Below are 21,707 nucleotides of genomic sequence, written 5' to 3'. Positions count from 1 at the left end.
TCTGCTCATCCGGCTGTGCGCCGCAGCACGACCCAGCCGACCGCACCGGTAGCCGCGAGCACCAAGCCGACCCAGAACCGCGGTGCTCCCCACCACCCGTCCCGATCGAGCGCCGAGGGCGGCGTCCGTGCGGCGTACCGGTCGACCACTTCTTGGACGCGGTCCTGTTCGGCCTTCGGCAAACCGTCCTTGCCCAGCTCGAGCGCCAGCCCGAGCACTTCCTTGTTCTGCTCGGCTGTGAAGCCCGGGAAGGACGGAGGAGGTTGATCGGGGAGACGGAGACCGGCAGGCCCGCAGTACAGCGGCGCTCCGCTGCCCACGTCGAGCTCGACCTCCTGCATCCCGCATCCCTCGCCGGGCTGCTTGAACGCGACCTGGTAGGCCTGGCGATCCTCATAGACGTTGAACCCGCCGACGACCATCAGCGCGACACCGCCCAGCAGCATCGCGACCGCGCCGAGGGCGGCGAGACCGGTCAGCAGACAGCGCATCTTCCTATCCTCACCTAGCCGCGGGGCACAACCGGAACAGGCCGAGGCCCCCGGTGGGCGGTGCCGGGGGCCTCGGGTGATCGTTGCGGACTACAGCGTGATCGACCAGGAGTTGATGTAGCCGACGTCGGCCGAGGCGACGTCCTGGACCCGGAGGCGCCAGGTGCCGTTGCGGACCTCGTTGCTGACGGTCGCGGAGTACGTCGTGTTGATGTTGTCGCCGGAGTCGCTGCCGGAGTTCTTCAGCCGGTACGACGAACCGTCGGGAGCGAGCAGGTCGATGACCAGATCACCCCGGTAGGTGTGCACGATGTTGACCGCGACCCGCGCGGACGACGTGCTGCCGGTGCAGCCGGTCGCCGTGACCGAGCTGGTGACGGCCGCACCCCGGTCGGGGATGGCGACGTCGGTGTTGTTGGTGAACGGCCCACAGGTCGGGCCTGTCCCACCCCCGAGGTTTGCGGCCGCGGCAGCGATCGCCGACGCGAACGTGCTCACCTGGGTGTAGACGCCGGGCGCGCTCGGCCGGGCACAACCGTCGCCGTGGCTGACTATGCCGACCTGGATCCACGCGTTCGCGTTGTCCCGCCGGAACATCGGTCCACCGGAGTCACCCTGGCAGGTGTCGACGCCACCGGTCCCCATCTGCCCGGCGCACAACTCGGCCGCGAAGATCAGGTCGCTGTAGTACGGACCGGCGTCGCGGCACGTCACGTCGTCGACGTACGGGACCTGGGCCTTGAGCAAGTACCGCTGCTGCGCGCCACCCTCGCTGGCCGCACCCCAGCCGGCCACCGTGAACGTACCGGTGTCGTACGCCGTACTGGTGGTGATCGGCAACGTCGGTACGCCGGTGATCGGGCTGGCCAGCTTGATCAGCGCCCAGTCGCCCCCGGTGCTGGTGCCGTAGGTGGGCGAGCGGTGCACGTACGTCGAACGCACCTTCGTCGCCGACGTGTCCTGCAGGTCGACCACGCCGACAGTGGCGGTGATCGAGGTGTTGTTGCCGGTGGAACCCACGCAGTGCGCGGCGGTCAGCACGAGCTGATTGGTGTACATCGAACCACCACATCCCATGGACAGCCTCACCATCCACGGAAACTCCCCTTGCAACGCGCGGGTTCCACCGACGACTCGGGGCTCGGGCTCACCTTGGGCGGAGGTGGAGCCGGCGCTCGCCGAGTGGGCGGGCACGATGACCAGGGCGGCGGTCATCGCGCACAGAGCGGCGGATTTCAACAGTGTCGTCAAAGATCGGCGGGTCAGAAGCATGGGCGGTGCCTCCTCGAAAACTGCCTCGGTTGCACAGTTTGTACACCCTCCGGCACAGCCGGTGATGGCACGGGAGTGCGAGGGCACCGATGCGCCGGGATCGAGACCCAACCGAAACGGGCGGTGCTGCCGCGGCCACGAACTCGGGCCAGAATTGGAACAGCAGCCCGGCGGCGCTCAGGTGGTCCGTCGCCGGGCTGCTGGACCTCAATTCTCGCTCACAACTGCGCGGAAACGGTGGCCAGATGGTGACACGGCACAAGAATGCTGACAGGACAACAATCATCGCTCACCGCAGTGACCGCAGCACGGACAGTACGATCCAGCCGGCACGGATGGTTCTACCCTGGAGTGGCGGTTGCCCACGGTGACCGCGCACGGGAGGGAGGGGACGGCGATGGGCTCGACCGATACGGAGCGTGCCGAGCACTTGCGGGTGCTGGGGCTCAACCACGACGAGATCCTGGTCTACCAGCACCTGCTCCGGGCCGGACCGTCGTCGGTCAGCGAGCTGGACGCGGTGGTCGCCGGTCGCGAGGCCGGCATCGAGGACACGCTCGGCGGCCTGGTCCAGGCCGGGCTGGCGCGCCGGTCCGGGTCGGACCACTCGCGGTTCCTGCCGGTCCCTCCCGACGCCGGGCTGGAGGCGCTCACGCTGCGCCGGGAGTCCGAGCTGAAGCAGGCCCGGATCGAGGTGCTCAACGCCTACGACGAGTTCCGCCGGACCGTGCACAACGAGTCGACCACGCACCTGATCGAGGTGGTCACCGGGACGGCGATCGTCGAGCGGATCAACCAGATCAAGGGCAGCGCGCAACGCGAGATCCTGGCGATCGACTCCCCGCCGTACTACCTGGGCGCGGGGCCGAACCAGATGGAGATCGAGCAGCTCAACCGCGGCGTCGCCTACCGGGTGGTCTACTCACCGGAGTCGGTCGAGGTGCCCGGCTACCTGACCGAGAACATCCTGCCCTGTGTGGAAGCCGGCGAGCAGGCGCGGGTGCTGCCCGACGTCCCGGCGAAGCTGACGATCATCGACGGCTCGATCGCGTTCGTGTCGATGTCGGTGCGCGACACCGACGTGAACCGGTCCCTGCTGATCATCCGGCCGAGCAGTCTGCTGACCGCACTGATCGGCATGTTCGAGCTCTGCTGGCGCAACGCCCTGCCGCTGCACGCGTCCGTCGGCGCGGAGGACGATCGCCTCGAACCGATCGAACGGCGATTGCTTGCGCTGCTGGCAACGGGGGCTGCGGACGACACGATCGCTCGGACATTGGGCATCAGCCGGCGTACGTTCTTCCGGTACTTGGAGCGCCTGATGAACCGCACCGGCGCGAGCACGCGCTTCCAGCTCGCCTTGCACGCGGCCCGCGAGAACTGGCTGTAGATACGACGTGAGGTTCTAGGTGGACATCCGGTAGACGACGAAGCCGGTGTCCACCGCGACCTTGTCGTACAGCAGGCGAGCGGCGCGATTGGTCTGATGAGTGTGCCAGTACAGGCCCTGCGCGCCGGCCTCGGCCGCACGCTCCCGGACGGCGTCGATCAGCGCCCGCCCGACCCCGCGTCCCCGAGCGTCCTCGGTGGTGAACAGGTCCTGCAGGTAGCAGGTCGGCGCGAGCTGGATGGTGTTGCGATGGAACAGGTAGTGCGCCAGGCCGAGTAGGCCGCGCTCGCTGTCCGCGACCAGACCAAAAACCGGCTCGGCCGGATCGAAGAACCGCGACCAGGTCGCGGCCGTGTTCTGCTCCGGCAGGGCCGTGGCGCCGGCCCTGCCGTAGAAGGCGTTGTAGCCGTCCCACAAGGGTCGCCAAGCGGTCAGATCGGCCGGTTCGACCGGCCGGATCACGACCGGCTCGCTCAAGCGGCGAACTCCTTGGCGACGACCTCGGCGATCTGCGCCGTGTTCAGCGCGGCGCCCTTGCGCAGGTTGTCGCCGCAGACGAACAGCTCCAGCGCCTGCGGGTCGTCCAGCGACTTGCGGAGCCGGCCGACCCACGTCGGGTCGGTGCCGACCACGTCGGCCGGGGTCGGGAACTCGCCCTCGGCCGGGTTGTCGAACAAGATCACGCCCGGCGCGTCCCGAAGGACCTCGCGCGCCTCGTCGACGTCCACCTCGCGGGCGAACCGCGCGTGCACCGACAGCGAATGCGTGGTGATCACCGGCACCCGGACACACGTCGCGGACACCTTCAGATCGGGCAGGTTGAGGATCTTGCGCGACTCGTTGCGGACCTTCAGCTCCTCGGACGACCAGCCGTCCTCCTTGAGCGAACCGGCCCACGGCACGACGTTCATCACCAGCGGCGCAGGGAACGGGCCGAGCGCGTTGCCGATCACGCGGCGTACGTCGCCGGGCGTCGTACCGAGCTCGCGGTTGCCGGCCACCTTCATCAGCTGGTCGTACAGCGCGTCGATGCCTTCCTGACCGGCACCCGAGGCCGCCTGGTACGACGCGACGACCAGCTGCTCCAGCTCGTAGCGGTGGTGCAGCGCGCCCATCGCGACGATCATCGACAGGGTCGTGCAGTTCGGGTTGGAGATGATGCCCTTCGGCCGGTTGCGGGCCGCCTCGGCGTTCACCTCCGGCACCACCAGCGGGACGTCGGGGTCCATCCGGAACGCGCCGGAGTTGTCCACCACGACCGCGCCCTTGGCGGCCGCGATCGGCGCCCACCGCGCGGAGATCTCGTCCGGGACGTCGAACATCGCCACGTCGACGCCGTCGAAGGCGGCCTCGGAGATCGCGACCACCTCGACCTCCTCGCCCCGGACCTTGAGCCGCTTGCCCGCGGAACGCTCGGACGCGATCAGCCGGATCTCACCCCAGACGTTCTCCCGGGTGGAGAGCAGGGTGAGCATCACCGTGCCGACGGCGCCGGTCGCCCCGACCACCGCCAGCGTGGGCAGGCCCGCCCGCTCGTCGATCGTGCCGTCCGCAGCGTTCACCGGGGTCACCGTCCTGTTCCTCCGTAGACGACGGCCTGGGTGTGCTCGTCGTCAAGGTCGAATGCGGTGTGCGCCGCGGTCACGGCGACGTCCACCAGGTTCTCGTCCACGACCACCGAGATCCGGATCTCCGAGGTGGAGATCATCTCGATGTTCACGCCGGCGTCGGCGAGCGCGGAGAAGAATTTCGCGGACACGCCCGGGTGCGAGCGCATTCCGACACCGACCACCGAGACCTTGCCGATCTGGTCGTCGTACAGCAACTGCTCGTAGCCCACCGCGTCCTTCATCCGGGCCAGGGCCGACATCGCCCGGGCACCGTCGACGCGGGGCAGCGTGAAGGAGATGTCGGTGCGGTTGGTCGCCACCGCCGACACGTTCTGCACGATCATGTCGATGTTGGTCTCGGCACCGGCCACCGTCTCGAAGATCCGGGCCGCCTCACCGGGCTTGTCGGGTACGCCGACCACGGTGATCTTGGCCTCGTTACGGTCCTGGACCACGCCGGAGATGATCGCCTGTTCCATCTGATTCAGTTCCTTCGCATCGACGACCCAGGTGCCTTCCTTCTGGGAGAAGGAGGAGCGCACGTGGACGGGGACGTTGTAGCGCCGCGCGTACTCCACGCAACGCAGGTGCAGGACCTTGGCGCCACAGGCTGCCATCTCGAGCATCTCCTCGTAGGAGATCTTCGGGATCTGCTGGGCGGCCGGCACGATCCGCGGGTCCGCGGTGAAGATGCCGTCCACGTCGGTGTAGATCTCGCAGTAGTCCGCCTCGAGCGCGGCGGCCAGCGCCACCGCGGTGGTGTCGGAGGCGCCGCGGCCCATCGTGGTGACGTCCTTGGTGTCCTGGGCGACGCCCTGGAAGCCGGCCACGATCGCGACGTGCCCCTCGGCCAGCGCGTCCTCGATCCGGCTCGGCGTGATGTCGATGATCCGGGCGTTGCCGTGCGCCGAGGTGGTGATCACGCCGGCCTGCGAACCGGTGAACGACCGGGCCTCGTAGCCCAGGTTCGCGATCGCCATCGCCAGCAGGGCGGCCGAGATCCGCTCACCCGAGGTGAGCAGCATGTCGAGCTCGCGCGGCGGCGGCAATGGCGAGACCTGCTGGGCCAGGTCCATCAGTTCGTCGGTGGTGTCGCCCATGGCGGAGATGACCACCACCACGTCGTTCCCGGCCTTCTTCGTCGCGACGATCCGTTGGGCCACACGCTTGATGCAATCGGCGTCAGCGACCGAAGAACCGCCGTACTTGTGCACGACGCGTCCCACAGCTGTGTCTCCTCAAAGCTTGGTCCCCAGCGAGCAACACTGGTTGCGGTACGCCGTGCGGCGCTGCACCAGGCGTGTTCGGTCGCCTCATTCTAGCCGTGACCAACTCGTTGTCTCCTGCCTGACCAGGACCTGGGCGACCCGTTCGGCGGCCGGCCGCGCGGCGCGCAGGAACGCGGGTCCCGGCGGGCCAGCGCCGAAGACCTTCCGGGCGACGGAGCACTTGTTTATATAAGTCATCACTGAAATACTGTGGTCATGCACGCCTTCGACATTCTCGGCGACCCGGTCCGGCGCCGGATCCTGGAGCTGCTCGCCGACGGTCAGCTCCCGGCCGGGCAGATCGCGGCCACGATCGGGACCGAGTTCGGCATCAGCCAGCCGGCTGTCTCCCAGCACCTGCGCGTGCTGCGCGACAACGGCTTCGCCACCGTCACCGTCGACGGCACCCGCCGCCTGTACGCCGTCGACACGGAGCCGCTGCGCGAGATCGACGCGTGGCTGGACCGCTACCGCAAGTTCTGGACCAATCGCTTGGACGCGCTCGACACGGAACTGCGCCGGGGTCGCCGCGCTGCCGCCCGGGAGACACCTGATGCCTGACCTCGCCCAGTTGCTCGGCGCGACTTCGCGCAGCATCACGCGGATGCCGGTGACGGCGGACATGTACTCCGTCGTACTGCGCCGGAGTTACGACGCCGACATCCAGGACGTCTGGTCGGCCTGGACCACGCCGTCCCGCCTCAGCCGCTGGCTCGGCGACCTCACCGGTACGCCGCAGGTCGGCGGCGTCGTCCACTTGACCATGTCCCCACCGGACCAGGACGTCGCCACCCTCCACATCACCGCGTGCGCCCCACCCACCACCGTCCAAGCCCGCTGGACCTGGCCAGGCGAACCCGACTCCACCGTCGAGCTCCTCCTGGAACCCGCCGGCACCAGCACCGAGCTCACCCTCATCCACTCCCGCACGATCGCGACGACAGCGGCCGAGTACGGCTACGGCTGGGAGGACTTCCTCAACCGCCTCACCGAGTTCGTCGCCGGTCGCGATCCCGCGGCGGTCTCCTGGGCCGACGCGCAGCTCCACCTGAAACCCCTGTGGACGGAGCTGCTGGAAAGAGCTTGACCTGGAGCCCTGCTGGAAGAGCCTGACCGGGAGCCCTGCTGGAAAAAGCTTGACCTGGAGCGCACTCCAGGGAGCAAGCTGACCGCATGATCCAGGAGGAACTGGCAGCAGCCGTCACCATCGGCGAGGCTTCACGCGTCTCCGGCCTACCGGTGGAGACCTTGCGGTACTACGACCGGGAGGGCTTGTTCGGCGACCTCCCCCGCGACTCCGGCGGCCGCCGCCGCTTCACCCCCGACGCCCTCGGCCTGCTCGACATCCTGCTGCGCCTGCGCCGAACCGGCATGCCGGTCGAACAGGTCCGCGAGTTCGCCGAACACGTCCGAGCCGGCGACCACCTCCGCGCCGGCCGCCTCGCGCTGCTCCGGGCCCACCGTGAACGCGTCGCCATGGACCTGGCTCAACTGGAGGCCGACCTCGAGGTCATCGACTGGAAGATCGCCGCCTACCAGGCCGCCGAGGACGGCAACGACCCGCCACCCCGCGACTGATCCCGCCGGCGAACACCGTCGAACGGCCTCGCAACAGTCGATGACCCCCCGACCGCAGGGCGAGGCGAGCGCGAGTCTCCGGCCGCCAGTCCAGCACACCGAGGCGAGCGCGAACCTCCGGCTGCCAGTCCCGCACACCGAAGCGAGCGCAAACCCCCGGCTGCCAGTCCCGCACACCGAAGCGAGCGCAAACCCCCGGCTGCCAGTCCCGCACACCGAAGCGAGCGCAAACCCCCGGCCGCCAGTCCGGCACACCGAGGCGATCCAAGCCGTCGGCAACATCACCTCCGCTGGCCCCATCCCGCCGGCGTGACAAGCTGCTCAGGCGACAGCGACCTCTTCGACGGTGATCTCCTCGTCGGCCGGGCGGTGGGGTGGGATGTGCAGCAGCGAAAGCGTCGCCAGCAGGGTGAGGACTGCCGCGAGCAGCCAGACGTACTTCACCCCGAAGGTCTCGACGACCAGCCCCGCGAGCGCCGAGCCGAGCGCCCCGCCGATCATCGCGCCGCTGCCCATCCAGCCGAAGATCTCGGTGCGGACCGAGTCCGGCGTCATCGCGCCGAGCCGCTCGTACAGCGCGCCGACGGTTGGCGCCAGCACGCAGCCCGACAGCAGTAGCGCGATGCCCAGCGACACCGGTGACCAGGTCGCGAACACGCACGCCAGCATGCCGACCGAGACCAGCAGTGCCCGTCGCCAGACGAACGAGTTGCGCCGGCCGGGCAGCGTCCCGACGATCAGCCCGCCGAGCAGGCTGCCGACCGCCCAGACCGTTTCCAGTACGCCGGCGATCAACCGGTTCCCGTGGTCGTCGGCGAACGCCACGATCCCGAGCGACACCGACGCGAACGCCGTGACGCAGAACGCGAACGCGAGGATCAGCGGCAACCGATAGCGATGCCAGAGCAGCTGCGGCGCGGTCAATCGCTGGACGGACTCGTCGTGCCGCATCGCCGGCTGCTGCTGTACGCCGTACCACCAGACCGACACCAACGCGACGGCCGCGGCCGACAGGACGCCGGCCCGCGGGCTGACGAAGCTGACCACCAGCGCGCCGAGCATCGGCCCGATCGCGAACAGCACCTCCTGGGCGGTCGCGTCGAGCGCGTAGACCGCGCGCAGCCGCGATCCCTGCACCAGCCGCGGCCAGGCGGCGCGCAGGGTCGCGGTGATCGGCGACACGAACGCGCCGGCGAGCGCGGAGACCAGGGGCATCGCCCGGTACCACTCGTTCGGCAGGAGGGCGAGCGCGAACATCGCCAGGCTCCAGGCCACGCCGGTCCCGATGACGACCCACTTGCCACCCCGGCGATCGGCCAGCCGCGACCAGATCGGCCCGCCCACCGCCGTACCGATCGAGTACGCGCCCGCGACGACGCCGGCGAACCCGAAGCTGCCGGCCGCGTCCTTGGCCAGGAACGACACCGGCACCATCGACGCCATCACCGGCAGCCGGGCCACCAGGGCCGAGGCCAGCAGTGACGCCACCCCACGAGTTCTCCAGAGTGCGCGGTACGCCGACAGGTCCATGGACCGCATTCTGTCCTGTCACGCCGACACCCCGCCTCCGGATTTCTCCCTAATCGGAACGAATCACATCCCTAGCTCACCGTGACAGTGTATGCGAACATGTGTTCGTGTCCCAATCCGGCGCGACGATCCTGCACGCCGACCTCGACGCCTTCTACGCGTCGGTCGAGCAGCGTGACGACCCTCGCCTGCGCGGCCGCCCGGTGATCGTCGGCGCCGGCGTCGTGCTCGCCTGCAGCTACGAGGCCAAGGCCCTCGGCGTCCGGACCGCGATGAACGGCGGCCAGGCGATGCGCCTGTGCCCGCAGGCGATCGTCGTCCAGCCCCGCATGGCGGCGTACTCCGAAGCCAGCAAAGCCGTCTTCCGCGTCTTCGAGGACACCACGCCACTGGTCGAAGGCTTGTCGATCGACGAGGCGTTCCTCGACGTCGGCGGCCTGCGCAAGATCTCCGGTACGCCGGTCGAGATCGCTCGCCGGCTCCGCGCCGACGTGCTCGCCAAGGTGGGTCTGCCGATCACCGTCGGCGTCGCCCGGACGAAGTTCCTCGCGAAGGTGGCCAGCGGCGTTGCCAAGCCCGACGGCCTACTGGTCGTACCGCCCGATCAGGAGCTCGAGTTCCTGCACCCACTCGCCGTGGAGAAGTTGTGGGGCGTCGGCGAGGTGACAGCGGAGAAGCTCCGGTCCCGCGGCCTGACGACGGTCGGCGACGTCGCGATGCTGCCGGAGGCCGCGCTGATCGCGATGCTCGGTCGCGCGTCCGGCCGGCATCTGCACGCGCTGGCCCACAACCGCGACCCGCGGCCGATCGAGGTCGGCCGGCGCCGCCGCTCGATCGGCTCCCAGCGCGCCCTCGGCCGCTCACCGAAGTCGCCCGAGACCCTGGACGCCGTCCTGGCCGGCCTCGTCGACCGGGTGACCCGGCGGATGCGGTCAGCCGGGCGATCGGGCCGGACCGTGACGCTGCGCCTGCGCTTCGACGACTTCACTCGGGTGACCCGGTCCCACACGTTGCCTCAGGCAACAGATCACACGCGCACACTGCTGATCACCGCCCGGGCGCTGCTCGCCGAGGCCCGGCCGCTGATCGAGAAGCAGGGCATCACGCTGGTCGGCATCGCGGTCGGCAACCTGGAGAACGAGTCGACCGTGCAGCTCGCCCTGCCGTTCGACAAGGCGAGCAACAGCGAGCTCGACAGCGCTCTCGACCACGTGCGGGACAAGTTCGGCACCAACGCGATCACCCGGGGCAGCTTGCTCGGCCGCGACCAGGGCCTCACCGTCCCGATGCTGCCGGACTGATCAGCGCACCGGCGCGGGATCCTCGAGCTCGTCCCGGACGGCGCCGGTCCGCGCCGTCCCGGCCAACGCGACCGCCACCGTCACCAGGCCGAGCACCGCGAGCGCCGCGCCGATCCAGCCGAGTGCGCGGTATCCCGCACCGGCGTCGATCGCTCGTCCACCGAGCCACGGCGCGACCGTGATGCCGACGTTGAAGGCTGAGATGTTGATCGCCGCCGCGAGCGTCGGAGCCCGGCCGGCCAGGCTGAACACCCGGGTGTTCACCGCCGGGTTCGTCGCGAAACCGGCTGCTCCGAGCAGAGTGATCGCGACGACGGCAACCACCGGCTGACCGGCTCCCAACGCCAGTACGACGCAGAGCAGGACCACGGCCGCCAGACCGGCGAAGAGCGTGCCGAACGGTCGCCGGTCCGCGGTCCGGCCGCCGATCGTGATCCCGGCCAGCGCGCCCACGCCGTACAGGGCGAGCACGGCCGGCACCCACTCGGCGGACAGGCCGGACACCTCGACGAGCAGCGGCGCCAGGTAGCTGAAGACGACGATCAAGGCGCCGACGGACAGCGCCGTCGTCGAGTAGGCCAGCCACAGCTTCGGGTTCACCATCGCGCGGAGCTCGTCACCGAGGCGGGGAGCCCCGGCCGCGGACCGGCCGCCCGGCACCGTTGCGATAACGCCGGTCATCGCGATCGTGGACAGTGCCGCGACCACCCAGAACGCCGCGCGCCACCCGAGGTGCTGGCCGATCACCGTGCCGGCGGGCAGGCCGACGATGGTTGCCACGGTCAACCCTCCCGCCAGGATGCTCATCGCGCGGCCTCGCCGGTCGCTGGGCACCAGACCCACGACCGTCACCGCCGCGACGGCCCAGAACCCGGCGTACACGAACGCGCCGACGATCCTCGAGACGAGCAGCACTTCGTAGTTCGGCGTCAACGCGCCTGCCACATGGGCCAGCACGAACACGGCGAGAAAGCTCAGCAACGCCGTACGCCGTGGCCAGCGCAGGGTCACGACGGCGAGCACTGGAGCTCCCGCCAGCATGCCGATCGCGAACGCCGAGATCAGCAGGCCCGCGGTCGGAACGGAGACGCCGAGGTCGGCCGACAGCTCGAGCAGCAGACCGGCGAGCATCAACTCGGACGTTCCCTGCGCGAAGATCGCCAGGCCCAGGACGTAGACGGCAGGCGGCATCGAAACTCCTCCTCAGGACGGACGGTCAGGAAAGAGCGGTGAGCGCGGTCTCGGCGATCGCCGCCAGCTCGGCACGGCCGGCACCGCCGCGCGCCAGCACCCGGATCCCGCTGATCGTCGCGACGACGAACTGCGCCAGACTCGCGGCATCCTTGTCCGGGCTGATCTCCCCGGCCCGCTGGCCGGCCTCGATCGCCGTCGTCAGCGCGGCCAGGCGCACCTGGGCGTCCGCGCGCAACTGCGCGGCGATCACCGCGTCGTGCGGCCCGAGCTCGATCAGGGAGTTGACCACCAGGCAGCCGAGCGGCTCGTCGGCAGGCGGATCGACAGCGCCGTACAGCATCGTGCGGAGTTTCTCCGCGACCGGCAGGTCACCGGCCAGCAGCTCCAGCGTGCTGCCGGTCTTCCGCTCGATGTAGCGCGCGAGCGAGCGCTCGAACAACTCGTGCTTGCCCGCGAACGTGTTGTAGATGCTGCTGCGACCCAGCCCGGTCGCCTCGCACAGGTCTTGCGTCGAGGTCCCCTCGTAGCCGTTCGCCCAGAAGGCACGCATCGCCGCGTCGGTCGCGGCGTCCTCGTCGAACGTTTTCGGTCGGGCCATGCGACCGATGTTACCAGGGTTTTGGATCGATCAGTTCAAAACGCTGGTCAGCTGCGCGGGTAGCCGATCTCGGCGATGTCGTCCTTGAGGTCGGCGAGCCGGCGGTTGCGGTTGAGCGAGGTGACGACGTATTCGGTGAGCGGCATCAGCGCGTAGACGTGCCGGATCGCGTCCAGGTCCAGCGCGACCTCGTAGTTGTCCTCGGCGAAGGTGAGATACGCCTCCGGCCCCTCGGTCAGCAGCCCGAACAAGCGCTCGGCGCCGTCGTCGCCCTGCGGTTCGACCGGCCCGCAGACCCAGCCCTCGTCGGCCGGCGTCCGCCAGAAGCACACCGTCGCGTTCAGCACGCCGTCCTCGTCGTCACGAAAGGCCGGCTCGTCCCGTGCCGCGTGCAGCTCCACCGGAACCCCGTCGAGCAGGCCGGGCCACAACTCCCCATGGTTGCCGTACGGCGACATCGGCGACTCGTGCGCGAACCCACGGGCGAAGACGCCGTCGGGCGAGAACACCAGCGAGTACTCGTCACCCGACCCGTCGACCATCAACGCGGCCTCCTCGGTCGCGGACCAGCGCGCGTCGAACGAGTAGTACCGGTACGCCGGGTCCTCGCAAACGATCAGGTCGAGCACCGCGAGCGCGCGGCTCACCCGCAGGACGGTCGCGACGTCGGGAAGCCGGGCGATGAGTTCGTGAACGGACACCCGGCCATTCAACCGGGTCAATAGTTCTCGTCGAACAGGCGCCCGGCGTACCAGGTGAGAGCGGCCCGCAACTCGCCGAGCTGCCGGATCCGGCGCCGGTTGGTCGAGCCCTGCGCGACCGGGAAGATCCGGTGCCCGCCGTGGAATCGGCGGCGTGACGCGGGCAGCTCGCCGGCGCGGGCGGGGTCGATCCAGACCACCAGCCAGATCCGCCGGCCATGACCGACCAGGCGGATCCGCGAAACGCTCGACCAGGGGACGGATCCGGTTCGGCCGGCGCGTGTCGTCGTCAGTCCGTCGGCGCTCACCACGAGACGGACTTTGCGGCTGAACAGGAAGGGCAATCGCCAGGCGAGCATCCGCAGGCCGACCAAGCTGATCAGCCAGCAGACGAGGGCCTGCCCCTCGTATCCCATCCGGGCGGAGCTGTTGGAGAACAAGCCCATGGAAACGGTGAAGAGCGTCAGCCAGAGGGTCATCAGCACCGACCAGGTCCGGCTGGTCGTGAAGGTCGGCCCCACGGGCTGTTCCGGCAACCGAGCGGGCCGCGTCGGCGGTTGGCGCTCTGTGGGCAAGTGGGCCGGCGCCGGTGGATCCGCAAAGGTGCTGCTGCTCGGCGTCGGTTCGACGACGCGCGTGGGGAAGTGCATCGTGGTTGCCGTCGGCAACTTCACTGGATGCACCGGAATGAGCGCCGTCAGTACGCCGGCCGGCGTCGGCCGCTGCTCCGGGCGTCGCGACAGGCACCCGCGAACCACCCCGGCGACATCGTCGGGCAACGGCGGGATCCGCGGATCCTCGTGCACCACCCGGTGCATGAGGGCGCTCAGCGGCCCCCGGCCGAACGGCCCGTGCCCGGTCGCCCGAACACCACCACCCCACCGAGGGAGAACAGGTCCGACGCCGGCCCGACAGGCGCGCCGGTGAGCTGCTCGGGCGAGAGGTAACCCGGCGTACCGATCACGATGCCGGTGGCCGTCAGGTTCACGTCCTCCAGCGCCCGCGCGATGCCGAAGTCGATCACCCGCGGTCCGTTGTCGGTGAGCAGGATGTTGGACGGCTTGAGATCGCGGTGCACGACGCCGGCTCGGTGGATCGCGACCAACGCCTCGGCCAGCCCGGCCGCGACGTACCGGACTCCGTCCGGCCTCAGCGGCCCCTCCGCGTCGACCGCCTGCTGCAGGGTCGGCCCCGGCAGGTACTCGGTGGCGAGCCAGGGCCGCTCGGCGTCCGGATCGGCGTCGACCACGGCGGCCGTGAACGCGCCGCCGACCTTGCGGACCGCCTCGATCTCCCGCCCGAAGCGCGCCCTGAACCCGGGATCATCGGCCAGTTCGGGGCGGATCACCTTGAGCGCCACCAGTCGACCGCCCGGCGAGCGGGCCAGGTGCACCGTGCCCATCGCGCCGCTGCCCAGCCGCGCCTGGATCACGAACGGGCCGACCACCGCCGGATCGTCGTGCTGCACCTCTGCGCCTCCTCGGCCTCACCGGCGGCTCACGCTATCCCACCGTGGGGAGTACGGCCGCGAGTGAGGCGCTGCAGGTCAACCGCGTGGCAGTCGTGGCGCTGGCAGTTCTGTTCTTCACCCGGCTGCTGATCCGCCAGCGTGACATCGACCAGCTGCATGCGGGCTACCTACTGCCGACGGTGGCCGCCGGTCTGATCGGTGCGCAGAGTCTGGCGACCGTCGGACTGCCTGAGGTCGGCTACGGATCCTTTGGCGTCGGCATCCTGATGTGGCTGCTGCTGGGCGCGGCTCTACTCGGCAGACTGGCCTTCAGGCCCGCACTGCCCGCCGCGCTCGTCCCGACCCTGGCCATCTTCGCCGCACCGCCCGCAGTGGGTGGCAACGCCTGGTTCGCTCTCGACGGCGGACGGCCCGACCTGTTCCAGCACGCATTGCTCGGCACGTTCGTACTGCTGATCCTCGCGCAGCTCGCGCTGATCCCGACGTACGCCCGGCTGCCGTTCGGGCTGGGCTTCTGGGCCCTGACCTTCACCACGGCGGCCAGTGGCACGTACGGGATCCACTGGCTCGCCGCGACCGGCGTACCGGGTGCTGACGTTCTGACGGTCGTCGTCCTGACGCTGGTGACCGTGATCATCGGCTGGATCGCCGTACGGTCGATGGTGCTGGTGGTCAGCGGCGCTGGACGACTTCCTCGGCCACCTCGACCAGCTCCCGATCAGTCGCCTCGGTCTCCGGGTCGTGCGCCGGCTCCAGCCGGTCGTGAGCGATGAGCGACTGGATCGCCCGCAGTACGGCGCTCGCGGCCGCGCCCCAGGTGGAGACGTAGGAGAACTGCCACCACCACAACGCCTCGATGATCCGGCCGGACTGGTAGTGGGCGAGCCCGTGCACCAGGTCGGTCGCGATCGCGGTCAGGTCGTCGGAGAGCCGGTTGACGGTGATTTCCGGCGGCGCGGCGTACGGGTCGAAGACCTCGGCGTACTCGTCGAGCCCTTCGAACAGCACCGCCAGCCGGTCGCGCATGGCGTCCAGGTCCGGGTCCGGACCGGCGTCGCTCTCGAAACGCTCGGCCGGCACGAAGTCTTCGAACGCACCGAGCCGGCCGCCGGCGAGCAGCAACTGGCTGACCTCGAGCAGCAGGTACGGCAGCGAGGCGAGCCCCTCGTCGACCCCGTCCTCGTCCGGTTGCGCCGCGATGTCGCGCACCGAGATCAGGAAGCTCTGCACCTGGTCGGCGATCTGTTCGGCGAACTCGGTCAGGTCCTCGTTGTCGGTGTCCAACGCGCGTTCCGCAATATCGGTTGAGTCAGTCATCGATCGATCGTCGCCCTTCAAACGCCCGTCCGAGTGTGACCTCGTCGGCGTACTCGAGATCACCGCCTACAGGTAGTCCACTGGCCAAACGGGTGACGCGCAACCCCATGGGCCGGAGCAACCGGCTCAGATAGGTGGCGGTCGCCTCACCTTCGAGGTTCGGGTCGGTGGCGAGAATGATCTCGGTCACCTCGCCGCTGGCCAGCCGTTGCATCAGTTCACGGATCCGCAGTTCGTCGGGTCCGATCCCCTCGATCGGCGAGATCGCCCCGCCGAGCACGTGGTAGCGGCCACGGAACTCCCGCGTCCGCTCGATCGCGACCACGTCCTTGGCCTCCTCGACCACGCAGATCAGCGCGAGGTCGCGGCGCGGGTCACGGCAGATCCGGCACTGCGTCTCCTCGGAGACGTTCCCGCAGATCTCGCAGAACTTGACCTTCTCCTTGACCTGCACCAGCACGTGGGCCAGCCGGCGGACGTCGGTCTCGTCGGCGGCGAGCAGGTGGAACGCGATGCGCTGCGCGGACTTCGGACCGACGCCGGGGAGCCGGCCGAGTTCGTCGATGAGGTCCTGGACGGCCCCTTCGTACACGTCAGCCCGGGTTCTGACCGGGCTGACCGCCCGGCCGGGTGAACCCGATGGGGCCCTGATCGTTGCCCGGCAGAGCCTCCGGACCGCCACCGAGTCCAGGCAGACCTCCACCCAGACCACCGGCCAGCGGACCCATCGCCCGGGCCGCGACCTCCTTGGCGTTCTCCGAGGCGTCCCGTACGGCGGCCACGATCAGGTCGGCCAGCGTCTCGGTGTCGTCCGGATCCACCGCCTTCGGGTTGATCGTCAAGCTGAGCAGCTCACCGGTCCCCGACACCATCGCGGTCACCAGGCCACCACCCGCGGTGCCCTCGACCTCCTGGTTCTCCAGGTTGGCCTGAGCTTCCATCAGCTGGTTCTGCATCGCCTGAGCCTGCGCCAGCAGCTCGGACATGTCGAAGCCGCCGCCCTGCCCACCGCCACCGTCGAACACCGAGATCTCCCGTCGGACTGTTCCGCTTGCCCCTGAGCCTAGCCGGTCCGCCCGACAACCCCAGCGGCAGGCAACCGATGAGCGGAAACCGATAGGTGTCCACATGGTGTGGACCCGGGTTATCCACAGGATGTGGAGAACATGTGCACACTTAGGCGGGTTCGTCGGCGGCGGATCTGTCCACAAATACACACCACCCCTGTGGACAACCTGTTGACAGCTGTTGATGGAGCCGGTTGTACGCCGCCTTGCCGGTGCATCCGCCTCGCGTGACTCGGCTCTTTGAGCCGCGTCCCACCGCGCCGCCGGATGGCGTCCACGGCGTCGGCTGGACGGCGTCCACCGTCGGCGCAACGGCAACTCCACCGATCGGTCCGCGTCGTGGCGCCAGCGTTCGCGTTCCAACCCCAGCATTTGCGTTCCGACACCAGCATCCGCGCCCCGACGTCCGCGTCCGCGCGACCTGCGCCCCGCGACCCCATTCGGACCCTCGCGCCAGCATCCTGCGCGCCGGCTTGAAGTCGGGCCGACAACGCCAGGTCGAGCCCAACGGCCCGGGCCCGAGATCGCCATCGCGTATGACGACGGCCTCACTCCCAACCCGCCGCTGACCGGCGTCGACAACATCACCGGCACCCCCAATCGACCCGGCCGAACGACACGGTTTCGCCCGTGCCGCGCGACAGCGCTTCGCTGCCGCCGGAGAGGCGTGCGGGGTCCGTAACGCACAGCTGAGCGAACACGGTGCGGAATCGGCCGGTGTCGGCTGCATGTCTGCCCAGGTCCTGCGCCGGCCGCTGCCTGGCGATGAGCACCACCAGCAGGCCCTCCCGCCACAGGTGGCGCCGGGCCCCACAGGCCGAAGCCGCCTGTCCGCAAACAGGCGGCTTCTTCGAACATCAGCAGCCGGAGGCGCCGTAGATCAGTTCGGCTCTTCGGTGATGATCTGCGCTCCCAGCGTCTCGCGCAGCAGATCGGTGTGCGAGCGAGAATCCTCTTCCAGCACGATGTCGTCGTCGCCGATCGCCTCGGCTTCTTCCTCCGGCGTCAACGGCGCTTCCTGCACCGTCGGTGCCGCCGCGGCCTTCCGCGCCTGCTCCGCCGCGACCGCGGCCTCAGCCGCCCGCCGCTTGCTGGCGGCCTGCTCCCGCCGATCCACTTCCGGAGCCGCCGAAGGCGCCGGCGGTCCACCCGCCTGCTGATCCCCCTGAAGCGGCCCGCGAACCGTCGGACTCACCCCACCCGGCGCATCCTGCACCGCAACCGCCGCTCCACCGCCTGCGGATCCGGTCAATCCACCGCCGGGCCCGCCGGCACCGTAGGACGGCCCAGCACCAGGAGCCTCAGGACTTCCCGCACCAGCACCCGCCCCCGGACCGGCCGCCCCATCACCCCAGTCCGACCCGCCGGAAGTTCCGGACGAAACGCCGTGCGCCCCCGACGCGGAACCCGCCCCAGGAGCACCCGCTCCGGCCCCAACTCCACCGTCTGCACCAGCCGGAGCAGTCAATCCGCCCGGACCGGCCGCACCGCCGGAACCAGCACCGCCCGGCCCAGCAACACCGCCCGAGCCTGCCGAACCGCCATGCCCTGAACCAACAGCGCCCTCGGGCCCAGCCGCGCCACCAGGACCTCCGGTCCCTGCCGCTCCTGCACCTTCACTTCCAGCCGCACTGGCAATCCCTGCGCTCGAACCCGACCCGGCGACCGCCGCACCAGAGCCCGCTCCGGGCGCTCCACCCGAGCCAGGACCCGAAACACCTGTCCCGGAGACGCCACCGGCCGAACCCGCCGCGTCGAACCCCGGACCACCCGGTCGGCCCGCAGAACCTGGCGCGTCATGCCCCGGACCAGCCGCTCCGCCCGCAGAACCCGCCGCGTCATACCCCGGACCAGCCGCTCCGCCCGCAGAACCCGCCGCGTCATATCCCGGACCGGCCGCTCCGCCCGCAGAACCCGCCGCCTCATACCCCGCACCACCCGGTCCGCCCGCAGGACCCGCCGCGTCGTATCCCGAACCACCCGGTCCACCCTGGCCGGCAGCGCCGCCCGAGGCGTCGTACGCCCCAGCGCCACCCGGCGCACCGCCCGATCCGCCTGCTGAGCCGGCGCCACCGCCGTACGAACCACTCGCACCGGACACCCCAGGCTGATTACTCGCCGAAGACCCCTGATCCCACGACGAACTCGGGGGCGCCGACGGCGCAGACCCACCGCCCGTCCCAGCCCCAGGATCCGTCGACGGATCGACCACCGCCTCGACCCGCCGGCTGATCCCGATCGTGTCGATCATCGCCTGCCGCAGGATCTCGTCACTGCCCGACCGCGCGAAGCTCTCCCGAGCCCCCGCGTTCACCAGCCCCAGCGTCAGCGTCTGGTCGTCAATGGCAATGACCTGCGCGTTCTGGCTCAGCATGATCCACGCGAACCGCCGCTTGGTCTTCACAGCCTCCAGCACCTGAGGCCACAACCGCCGAACATCCGCCAACCCCACGGAGCCAGTCGAAACCGGCGCCGCAGCAGCCGGTGCCACCTGAGCAGCCGCCGGCGACTGCGAACCCACGCCCGACGCCGAACCGGACTCATCAGCCCAAGCTCCAGTCCGATTGCCACCACCAGACGCCAGTCCGCCCGAGCCCGCTTGCCCGCCGGAAGCGCCAGCACCGCGCCCGGAGCCACCACCAACAGCTCCACCAGACGCGGACGAACTACCCGCAGAGCCTGCTACACCCGCAGCGCCCGCAGGGGCTGCTCCACTTGCAGAGCCTGCGCCAGCAGCGGAGCCACTTCCAGCCGCCGGAGACGCAGCACTCGACGTACCGGACCCACCTGCCGCACCAGAACCAGCTGCCGCACCCGCGGCCGAGCCGCCGGATCCCGCCGCGCCACCAGCTCCGCCAGAGCGACCATCACCAACCGCAGCTCCGCCCGAGCCACCGTCACCAGCCGCCGCAGCGCCACGACCGGCAACTCCAGCCGCGCCGCCCGGCCGACTCGCAGCCACCTCAGCTCCACCAACTGCCCCACCCGCAGGCGCACCAACGAGGGGCGCACCACCGCCCGCTCCACCCACGGACGCCACGTCCGCCGCACCAGCAGGCACGCCGATCGTCAGCCGGCGCTCCATCCGGTCCAACCGAGCCTGAATGCCGTTGGTGGAGTCGTCCGCGCCCGGCAGCAGCACCTTTGCGCAGATCAGCTCCAGCTGCAGCCGAGGCGCCGTCGCCCCTCGCATCTCCAGCAACCCGGCAGCGACGATGTCAGCCGCCCGCGTCAGCTCAGCCGCCCCGATCCCAGCCGCCTGGGTCTGCAGCCGCTCACCCTGGTCCTCCGCCGCCTCGATCAGTCCGGAAGCGACCGCGTTCGGCACCGCCGACAGAATCACCAGGTCACGCAGCCGCCGCAGCAGATCCTCCGCGAACCGCTTCGGGTCCTGTCCGGTCTCGATGACCTTCTCGACCGTCTCGAACACGGCCCGGCTGTCGTGCGCCGCAAATCCGTCCACGCACGCATCGAGCAGCGAATCCGGCGTGAACCCGAGCAGCGCGACGGCCAGCTCGTACGTCACGCCCTCCGGCCCGGCGCCGCCGATCAACTGGTCGAGCACGCTCAGCGAGTCACGCACCGATCCCGCGCCGGCTCGCACCACCAGCGGCAACGCGGCCGGGGCGATCGCAACGCCCTCCGCCTCGCACAGCGTCGCCATGTAGTCGCCGAGCGCCTTCGGCGGCACCAGGCGGAACGGGTAGTGGTGGGTGCGGGACCGGATCGTCCCGATGACCTTGTCGGGTTCGGTGGTGGCGAAGATGAACTTCAGGTGCGGCGGCGGCTCTTCGACCAGCTTCAGCAGGGCGTTGAAGCCCTGCGTCGTGACCATGTGGGCCTCGTCGATGATGTAGATCTTGTACCGGCTCTCGACCGGCGCGAAGAACGCCCGCTCACGCAGGTCGCGCGCGTCGTCGACACCACCGTGCGAGGCGGCGTCGATCTCGATCACGTCGATGCTGCCCGGCCCACCGCGCGCCAGGTCGGTGCAGGACTTGCACACCCCGCACGGCTCGGCGATCGGGCCCTTCTCGCAGTTGATCGCCCGGGCCAGGATCCGCGCACTGGTGGTCTTGCCACAGCCGCGCGGTCCGGAGAACAGGTAGGCGTGGTTCACCCGGTTGTTGCTCAACGCGTTCCGCAGCGGTGCCGTGACATGGTCCTGCCCGATCACCTCGGCAAACGTCTCCGGGCGATACCGGCGGTACAACGCAAGAGGTGCTTCCACGACCGCAACCCTAGCGCCGAGCCCCGACATTTCCTCCCCAACCCACAACCGCCCCGCCCCGAAGCGGTCACCGCCCCCGGCGCGTCACCACCCATCACCTAATACGCCGTACGCACGCCCGACCTCGAGCGCGTCCCCACCGACTGGCAGGGCACCTCACCGATCCGTCAACCGTCGCCGGCCGCCTGCCGGCCGGTCACGGCAGCGATCGCAGCCGGATCCCAGTAGTAGGTGCGGAACTCCGTGACCAGGCCGTCGCGGGCCCGGTTCAGCTGGACGATCGACGTCTCCAGCGCCCGACCGGTGATCCGCGCCGTGAACCTGACCTGGAGGTGCACCGCGACCTGCTCCCCGTCGGCGACCTTCGACGTCGAAAGGATGTCGAGCTCCGACCAGGTCGCGCTGAACTCGGCGAGGAAGTTCTCGATCCCTTCTCGGCCACGCCACACGCCGCCGTACGGCAGGCCCGGCTGCGTCCACAGGCAGACCTCGGGATGCAGCACCGCCGCAACGGGCCCGAAGTCGCCCCGCCCGCGCCCGCCGCCCGCGACGTACTCGGCCTCGGCTTGGCAGAACCGGTCCAGAACGTCCTCGGCAGCTGTCATGCGACGAGACCGTAGTTTCGGTCCGGCGACCTGTCTGGCGAAATCGCGCCGCCGCACTGGCCGGAAACGGATCGGCGACCATT

Annotated in this window: 23 protein-coding genes; 6 read left to right on the top strand and 17 right to left on the bottom strand. The window is 70.0% G+C overall.

Going from position 1 to position 21,707, the window contains the following annotated elements; genetic code table 11:
* Window positions 1–5: 5 nt before the first annotated feature.
* A complete protein-coding gene (locus ACQPXM_RS02200) occupies window positions 6–491 on the bottom strand; it encodes a hypothetical protein (protein ID WP_432944184.1) in 486 nt (161 codons plus the stop codon).
* Window positions 492–581: 90 nt separating this feature from the next.
* Entirely contained in the window at window positions 582–1,706 is a 1,125-nt protein-coding gene (locus ACQPXM_RS02195) for a trypsin-like serine protease (protein WP_432944182.1), read from the bottom strand.
* A 454-nt stretch (window positions 1,707–2,160) separates the two neighbouring features.
* Here ACQPXM_RS02195 and ACQPXM_RS02190 point away from each other — a divergent pair, with 454 nt between their 5' ends.
* Window positions 2,161–3,153, top strand: coding sequence for a helix-turn-helix domain-containing protein (locus tag ACQPXM_RS02190; RefSeq protein WP_432944180.1), 993 nt, complete (start codon window positions 2,161–2,163; stop codon window positions 3,151–3,153).
* Window positions 3,154–3,168: 15 nt separating this feature from the next.
* Here ACQPXM_RS02190 and ACQPXM_RS02185 read toward each other — a convergent pair whose 3' ends face one another.
* The 3 genes from ACQPXM_RS02185 to ACQPXM_RS02175 are packed head-to-tail and all read right to left on the bottom strand — an operon-like array spanning window position 3,169 to window position 5,989.
* Window positions 3,169–3,630, bottom strand: coding sequence for an N-acetyltransferase family protein (locus ACQPXM_RS02185; protein ID WP_432944178.1), 462 nt, complete (start codon window positions 3,628–3,630; stop codon window positions 3,169–3,171).
* The gene (locus ACQPXM_RS02180) at window positions 3,627–4,724 is read right to left on the bottom strand and encodes an aspartate-semialdehyde dehydrogenase (protein ID WP_432944176.1); all 1,098 of its coding nucleotides are present in this window, start codon (window positions 4,722–4,724) and stop codon (window positions 3,627–3,629) included. Before ACQPXM_RS02180 ends, ACQPXM_RS02185 begins: the two co-directional genes overlap by 4 nt.
* A complete protein-coding gene (locus ACQPXM_RS02175; RefSeq protein WP_077017949.1) occupies window positions 4,721–5,989 on the bottom strand; it encodes an aspartate kinase in 1,269 nt (422 codons plus the stop codon). Before ACQPXM_RS02175 ends, ACQPXM_RS02180 begins: the two co-directional genes overlap by 4 nt.
* A 258-nt stretch (window positions 5,990–6,247) precedes the next feature.
* Between ACQPXM_RS02175 and ACQPXM_RS02170 the strand changes: the two genes are divergently transcribed.
* The 3 genes from ACQPXM_RS02170 to ACQPXM_RS02160 all read left to right on the top strand — a co-directional run bounded on the left by ACQPXM_RS02170 (window position 6,248) and on the right by ACQPXM_RS02160 (window position 7,609).
* On the top strand, window positions 6,248–6,592 hold the full coding sequence (locus ACQPXM_RS02170; protein WP_432944174.1) for an ArsR/SmtB family transcription factor: 345 nt from the start codon (window positions 6,248–6,250) through the stop codon (window positions 6,590–6,592).
* On the top strand, window positions 6,585–7,118 hold the full coding sequence (locus ACQPXM_RS02165) for an SRPBCC domain-containing protein (protein WP_432944172.1): 534 nt from the start codon (window positions 6,585–6,587) through the stop codon (window positions 7,116–7,118). Before ACQPXM_RS02170 ends, ACQPXM_RS02165 begins: the two co-directional genes overlap by 8 nt.
* Window positions 7,119–7,204: 86 nt before the next feature.
* A complete protein-coding gene (locus ACQPXM_RS02160) occupies window positions 7,205–7,609 on the top strand; it encodes a MerR family transcriptional regulator (protein ID WP_432944170.1) in 405 nt (134 codons plus the stop codon).
* A gap of 321 nt (window positions 7,610–7,930) precedes the next feature.
* Here ACQPXM_RS02160 and ACQPXM_RS02155 read toward each other — a convergent pair whose 3' ends face one another.
* Window positions 7,931–9,139, bottom strand: coding sequence for an MFS transporter (locus ACQPXM_RS02155; protein WP_432944168.1), 1,209 nt, complete (start codon window positions 9,137–9,139; stop codon window positions 7,931–7,933).
* A gap of 107 nt (window positions 9,140–9,246) precedes the next feature.
* Between ACQPXM_RS02155 and dinB the strand changes: the two genes are divergently transcribed.
* Window positions 9,247–10,440, top strand: coding sequence for a DNA polymerase IV (gene dinB / locus ACQPXM_RS02150; protein WP_432944166.1), 1,194 nt, complete (start codon window positions 9,247–9,249; stop codon window positions 10,438–10,440).
* On the opposite strand, the gene ACQPXM_RS02145 is transcribed toward dinB, so the two are convergent.
* Genes ACQPXM_RS02145 through ACQPXM_RS02125 form a run of 5 tightly spaced genes read right to left on the bottom strand, consistent with a single transcriptional unit; the run spans window position 10,441 to window position 14,401 of the window.
* Window positions 10,441–11,631: a Cmx/CmrA family chloramphenicol efflux MFS transporter gene (locus ACQPXM_RS02145; RefSeq protein WP_432944164.1), complete on the bottom strand. Its 1,191-nt coding sequence runs from the start codon at window positions 11,629–11,631 to the stop codon at window positions 10,441–10,443.
* Window positions 11,632–11,656: 25 nt separating this feature from the next.
* A complete protein-coding gene (locus tag ACQPXM_RS02140; RefSeq protein WP_432944162.1) occupies window positions 11,657–12,232 on the bottom strand; it encodes a TetR/AcrR family transcriptional regulator in 576 nt (191 codons plus the stop codon).
* Between the two features lie 47 nt (window positions 12,233–12,279).
* Window positions 12,280–12,933 (bottom strand): hypothetical protein, encoded by a 654-nt coding sequence (locus ACQPXM_RS02135; RefSeq protein ID WP_432944160.1) that lies wholly within the window; start codon window positions 12,931–12,933, stop codon window positions 12,280–12,282.
* Window positions 12,934–12,950: 17 nt separating this feature from the next.
* Window positions 12,951–13,751 (bottom strand): hypothetical protein, encoded by an 801-nt coding sequence (locus tag ACQPXM_RS02130; RefSeq protein ID WP_432944158.1) that lies wholly within the window; start codon window positions 13,749–13,751, stop codon window positions 12,951–12,953.
* An 8-nt stretch (window positions 13,752–13,759) separates the two neighbouring features.
* Window positions 13,760–14,401 carry a serine/threonine-protein kinase gene (locus ACQPXM_RS02125; RefSeq protein WP_432944156.1) on the bottom strand — a complete coding sequence of 214 codons (642 nt, stop codon included), beginning with the start codon at window positions 14,399–14,401 and terminating at the stop codon, window positions 13,760–13,762.
* A 44-nt stretch (window positions 14,402–14,445) separates the two neighbouring features.
* Here ACQPXM_RS02125 and ACQPXM_RS02120 point away from each other — a divergent pair, with 44 nt between their 5' ends.
* Window positions 14,446–15,177, top strand: a complete 732-nt coding sequence (locus tag ACQPXM_RS02120; RefSeq protein ID WP_432944154.1) for a hypothetical protein — start codon at window positions 14,446–14,448, stop codon at window positions 15,175–15,177.
* On the opposite strand, the gene ACQPXM_RS02115 is transcribed toward ACQPXM_RS02120, so the two are convergent.
* The 6 genes from ACQPXM_RS02115 to ACQPXM_RS02090 form a co-directional block, all read right to left on the bottom strand.
* A complete protein-coding gene (locus ACQPXM_RS02115; RefSeq protein WP_432944152.1) occupies window positions 15,077–15,721 on the bottom strand; it encodes a DUF5063 domain-containing protein in 645 nt (214 codons plus the stop codon). The genes ACQPXM_RS02120 and ACQPXM_RS02115 overlap by 101 nt on opposite strands.
* Window positions 15,714–16,313 carry a recombination mediator RecR gene (recR, locus tag ACQPXM_RS02110; protein WP_077017959.1) on the bottom strand — a complete coding sequence of 200 codons (600 nt, stop codon included), beginning with the start codon at window positions 16,311–16,313 and terminating at the stop codon, window positions 15,714–15,716. Before recR ends, ACQPXM_RS02115 begins: the two co-directional genes overlap by 8 nt.
* A 1-nt stretch (window position 16,314) precedes the next feature.
* Complete coding sequence (locus ACQPXM_RS02105) at window positions 16,315–16,707, bottom strand: YbaB/EbfC family nucleoid-associated protein (protein WP_432950921.1); 393 nt, start codon at window positions 16,705–16,707, stop codon at window positions 16,315–16,317.
* A gap of 665 nt (window positions 16,708–17,372) precedes the next feature.
* Entirely contained in the window at window positions 17,373–17,564 is a 192-nt protein-coding gene (locus tag ACQPXM_RS02100; protein ID WP_432944150.1) for a hypothetical protein, read from the bottom strand.
* A gap of 104 nt (window positions 17,565–17,668) precedes the next feature.
* Window positions 17,669–21,049: a DNA polymerase III subunit gamma and tau gene (locus ACQPXM_RS02095; protein WP_432944148.1), complete on the bottom strand. Its 3,381-nt coding sequence runs from the start codon at window positions 21,047–21,049 to the stop codon at window positions 17,669–17,671.
* 137 nt (window positions 21,050–21,186) lie between these two features.
* On the bottom strand, window positions 21,187–21,624 hold the full coding sequence (locus ACQPXM_RS02090) for a nuclear transport factor 2 family protein (protein WP_432944146.1): 438 nt from the start codon (window positions 21,622–21,624) through the stop codon (window positions 21,187–21,189).
* Between the last annotated feature and the right edge of the window lie 83 nt (window positions 21,625–21,707).

Origin of the sequence: Kribbella sp. CA-253562, from assembly GCF_050942265.1 — a bacterium.
In the GTDB taxonomy this organism is placed as follows: domain Bacteria; phylum Actinomycetota; class Actinomycetes; order Propionibacteriales; family Kribbellaceae; genus Kribbella.
Note: the sequence above shows the minus strand (reverse complement) of the source record. Positions and strands in the feature narration are given on the sequence as shown.

What these genes read in the sequence shown, in the direction of transcription:
- ACQPXM_RS02105 (WP_432950921.1), bottom strand. Translation starts at nt 16,707, where the DNA reads ATGTCCGAGCTGCTGGCGCAGGCTCAGGCGATGCAGAACCAGCTGATG.
- ACQPXM_RS02115 (WP_432944152.1), bottom strand. Translation starts at nt 15,721, where the DNA reads ATGACTGACTCAACCGATATTGCGGAACGCGCGTTGGACACCGACAAC.
- ACQPXM_RS02190 (WP_432944180.1), top strand. Translation starts at nt 2,161, where the DNA reads ATGGGCTCGACCGATACGGAGCGTGCCGAGCACTTGCGGGTGCTGGGG.
- ACQPXM_RS02130 (WP_432944158.1), bottom strand. Translation starts at nt 13,751, where the DNA reads ATGCACCGGGTGGTGCACGAGGATCCGCGGATCCCGCCGTTGCCCGAC.
- ACQPXM_RS02200 (WP_432944184.1), bottom strand. Translation starts at nt 491, where the DNA reads ATGCGCTGTCTGCTGACCGGTCTCGCCGCCCTCGGCGCGGTCGCGATG.
- ACQPXM_RS02155 (WP_432944168.1), bottom strand. Translation starts at nt 9,139, where the DNA reads ATGGACCTGTCGGCGTACCGCGCACTCTGGAGAACTCGTGGGGTGGCG.
- ACQPXM_RS02140 (WP_432944162.1), bottom strand. Translation starts at nt 12,232, where the DNA reads ATGGCCCGACCGAAAACGTTCGACGAGGACGCCGCGACCGACGCGGCG.
- ACQPXM_RS02145 (WP_432944164.1), bottom strand. Translation starts at nt 11,631, where the DNA reads ATGCCGCCTGCCGTCTACGTCCTGGGCCTGGCGATCTTCGCGCAGGGA.
- ACQPXM_RS02170 (WP_432944174.1), top strand. Translation starts at nt 6,248, where the DNA reads ATGCACGCCTTCGACATTCTCGGCGACCCGGTCCGGCGCCGGATCCTG.
- ACQPXM_RS02160 (WP_432944170.1), top strand. Translation starts at nt 7,205, where the DNA reads ATGATCCAGGAGGAACTGGCAGCAGCCGTCACCATCGGCGAGGCTTCA.
- ACQPXM_RS02165 (WP_432944172.1), top strand. Translation starts at nt 6,585, where the DNA reads ATGCCTGACCTCGCCCAGTTGCTCGGCGCGACTTCGCGCAGCATCACG.
- ACQPXM_RS02095 (WP_432944148.1), bottom strand. Translation starts at nt 21,049, where the DNA reads ATGTCGGGGCTCGGCGCTAGGGTTGCGGTCGTGGAAGCACCTCTTGCG.
- ACQPXM_RS02090 (WP_432944146.1), bottom strand. Translation starts at nt 21,624, where the DNA reads ATGACAGCTGCCGAGGACGTTCTGGACCGGTTCTGCCAAGCCGAGGCC.
- ACQPXM_RS02195 (WP_432944182.1), bottom strand. Translation starts at nt 1,706, where the DNA reads ATGACCGCCGCCCTGGTCATCGTGCCCGCCCACTCGGCGAGCGCCGGC.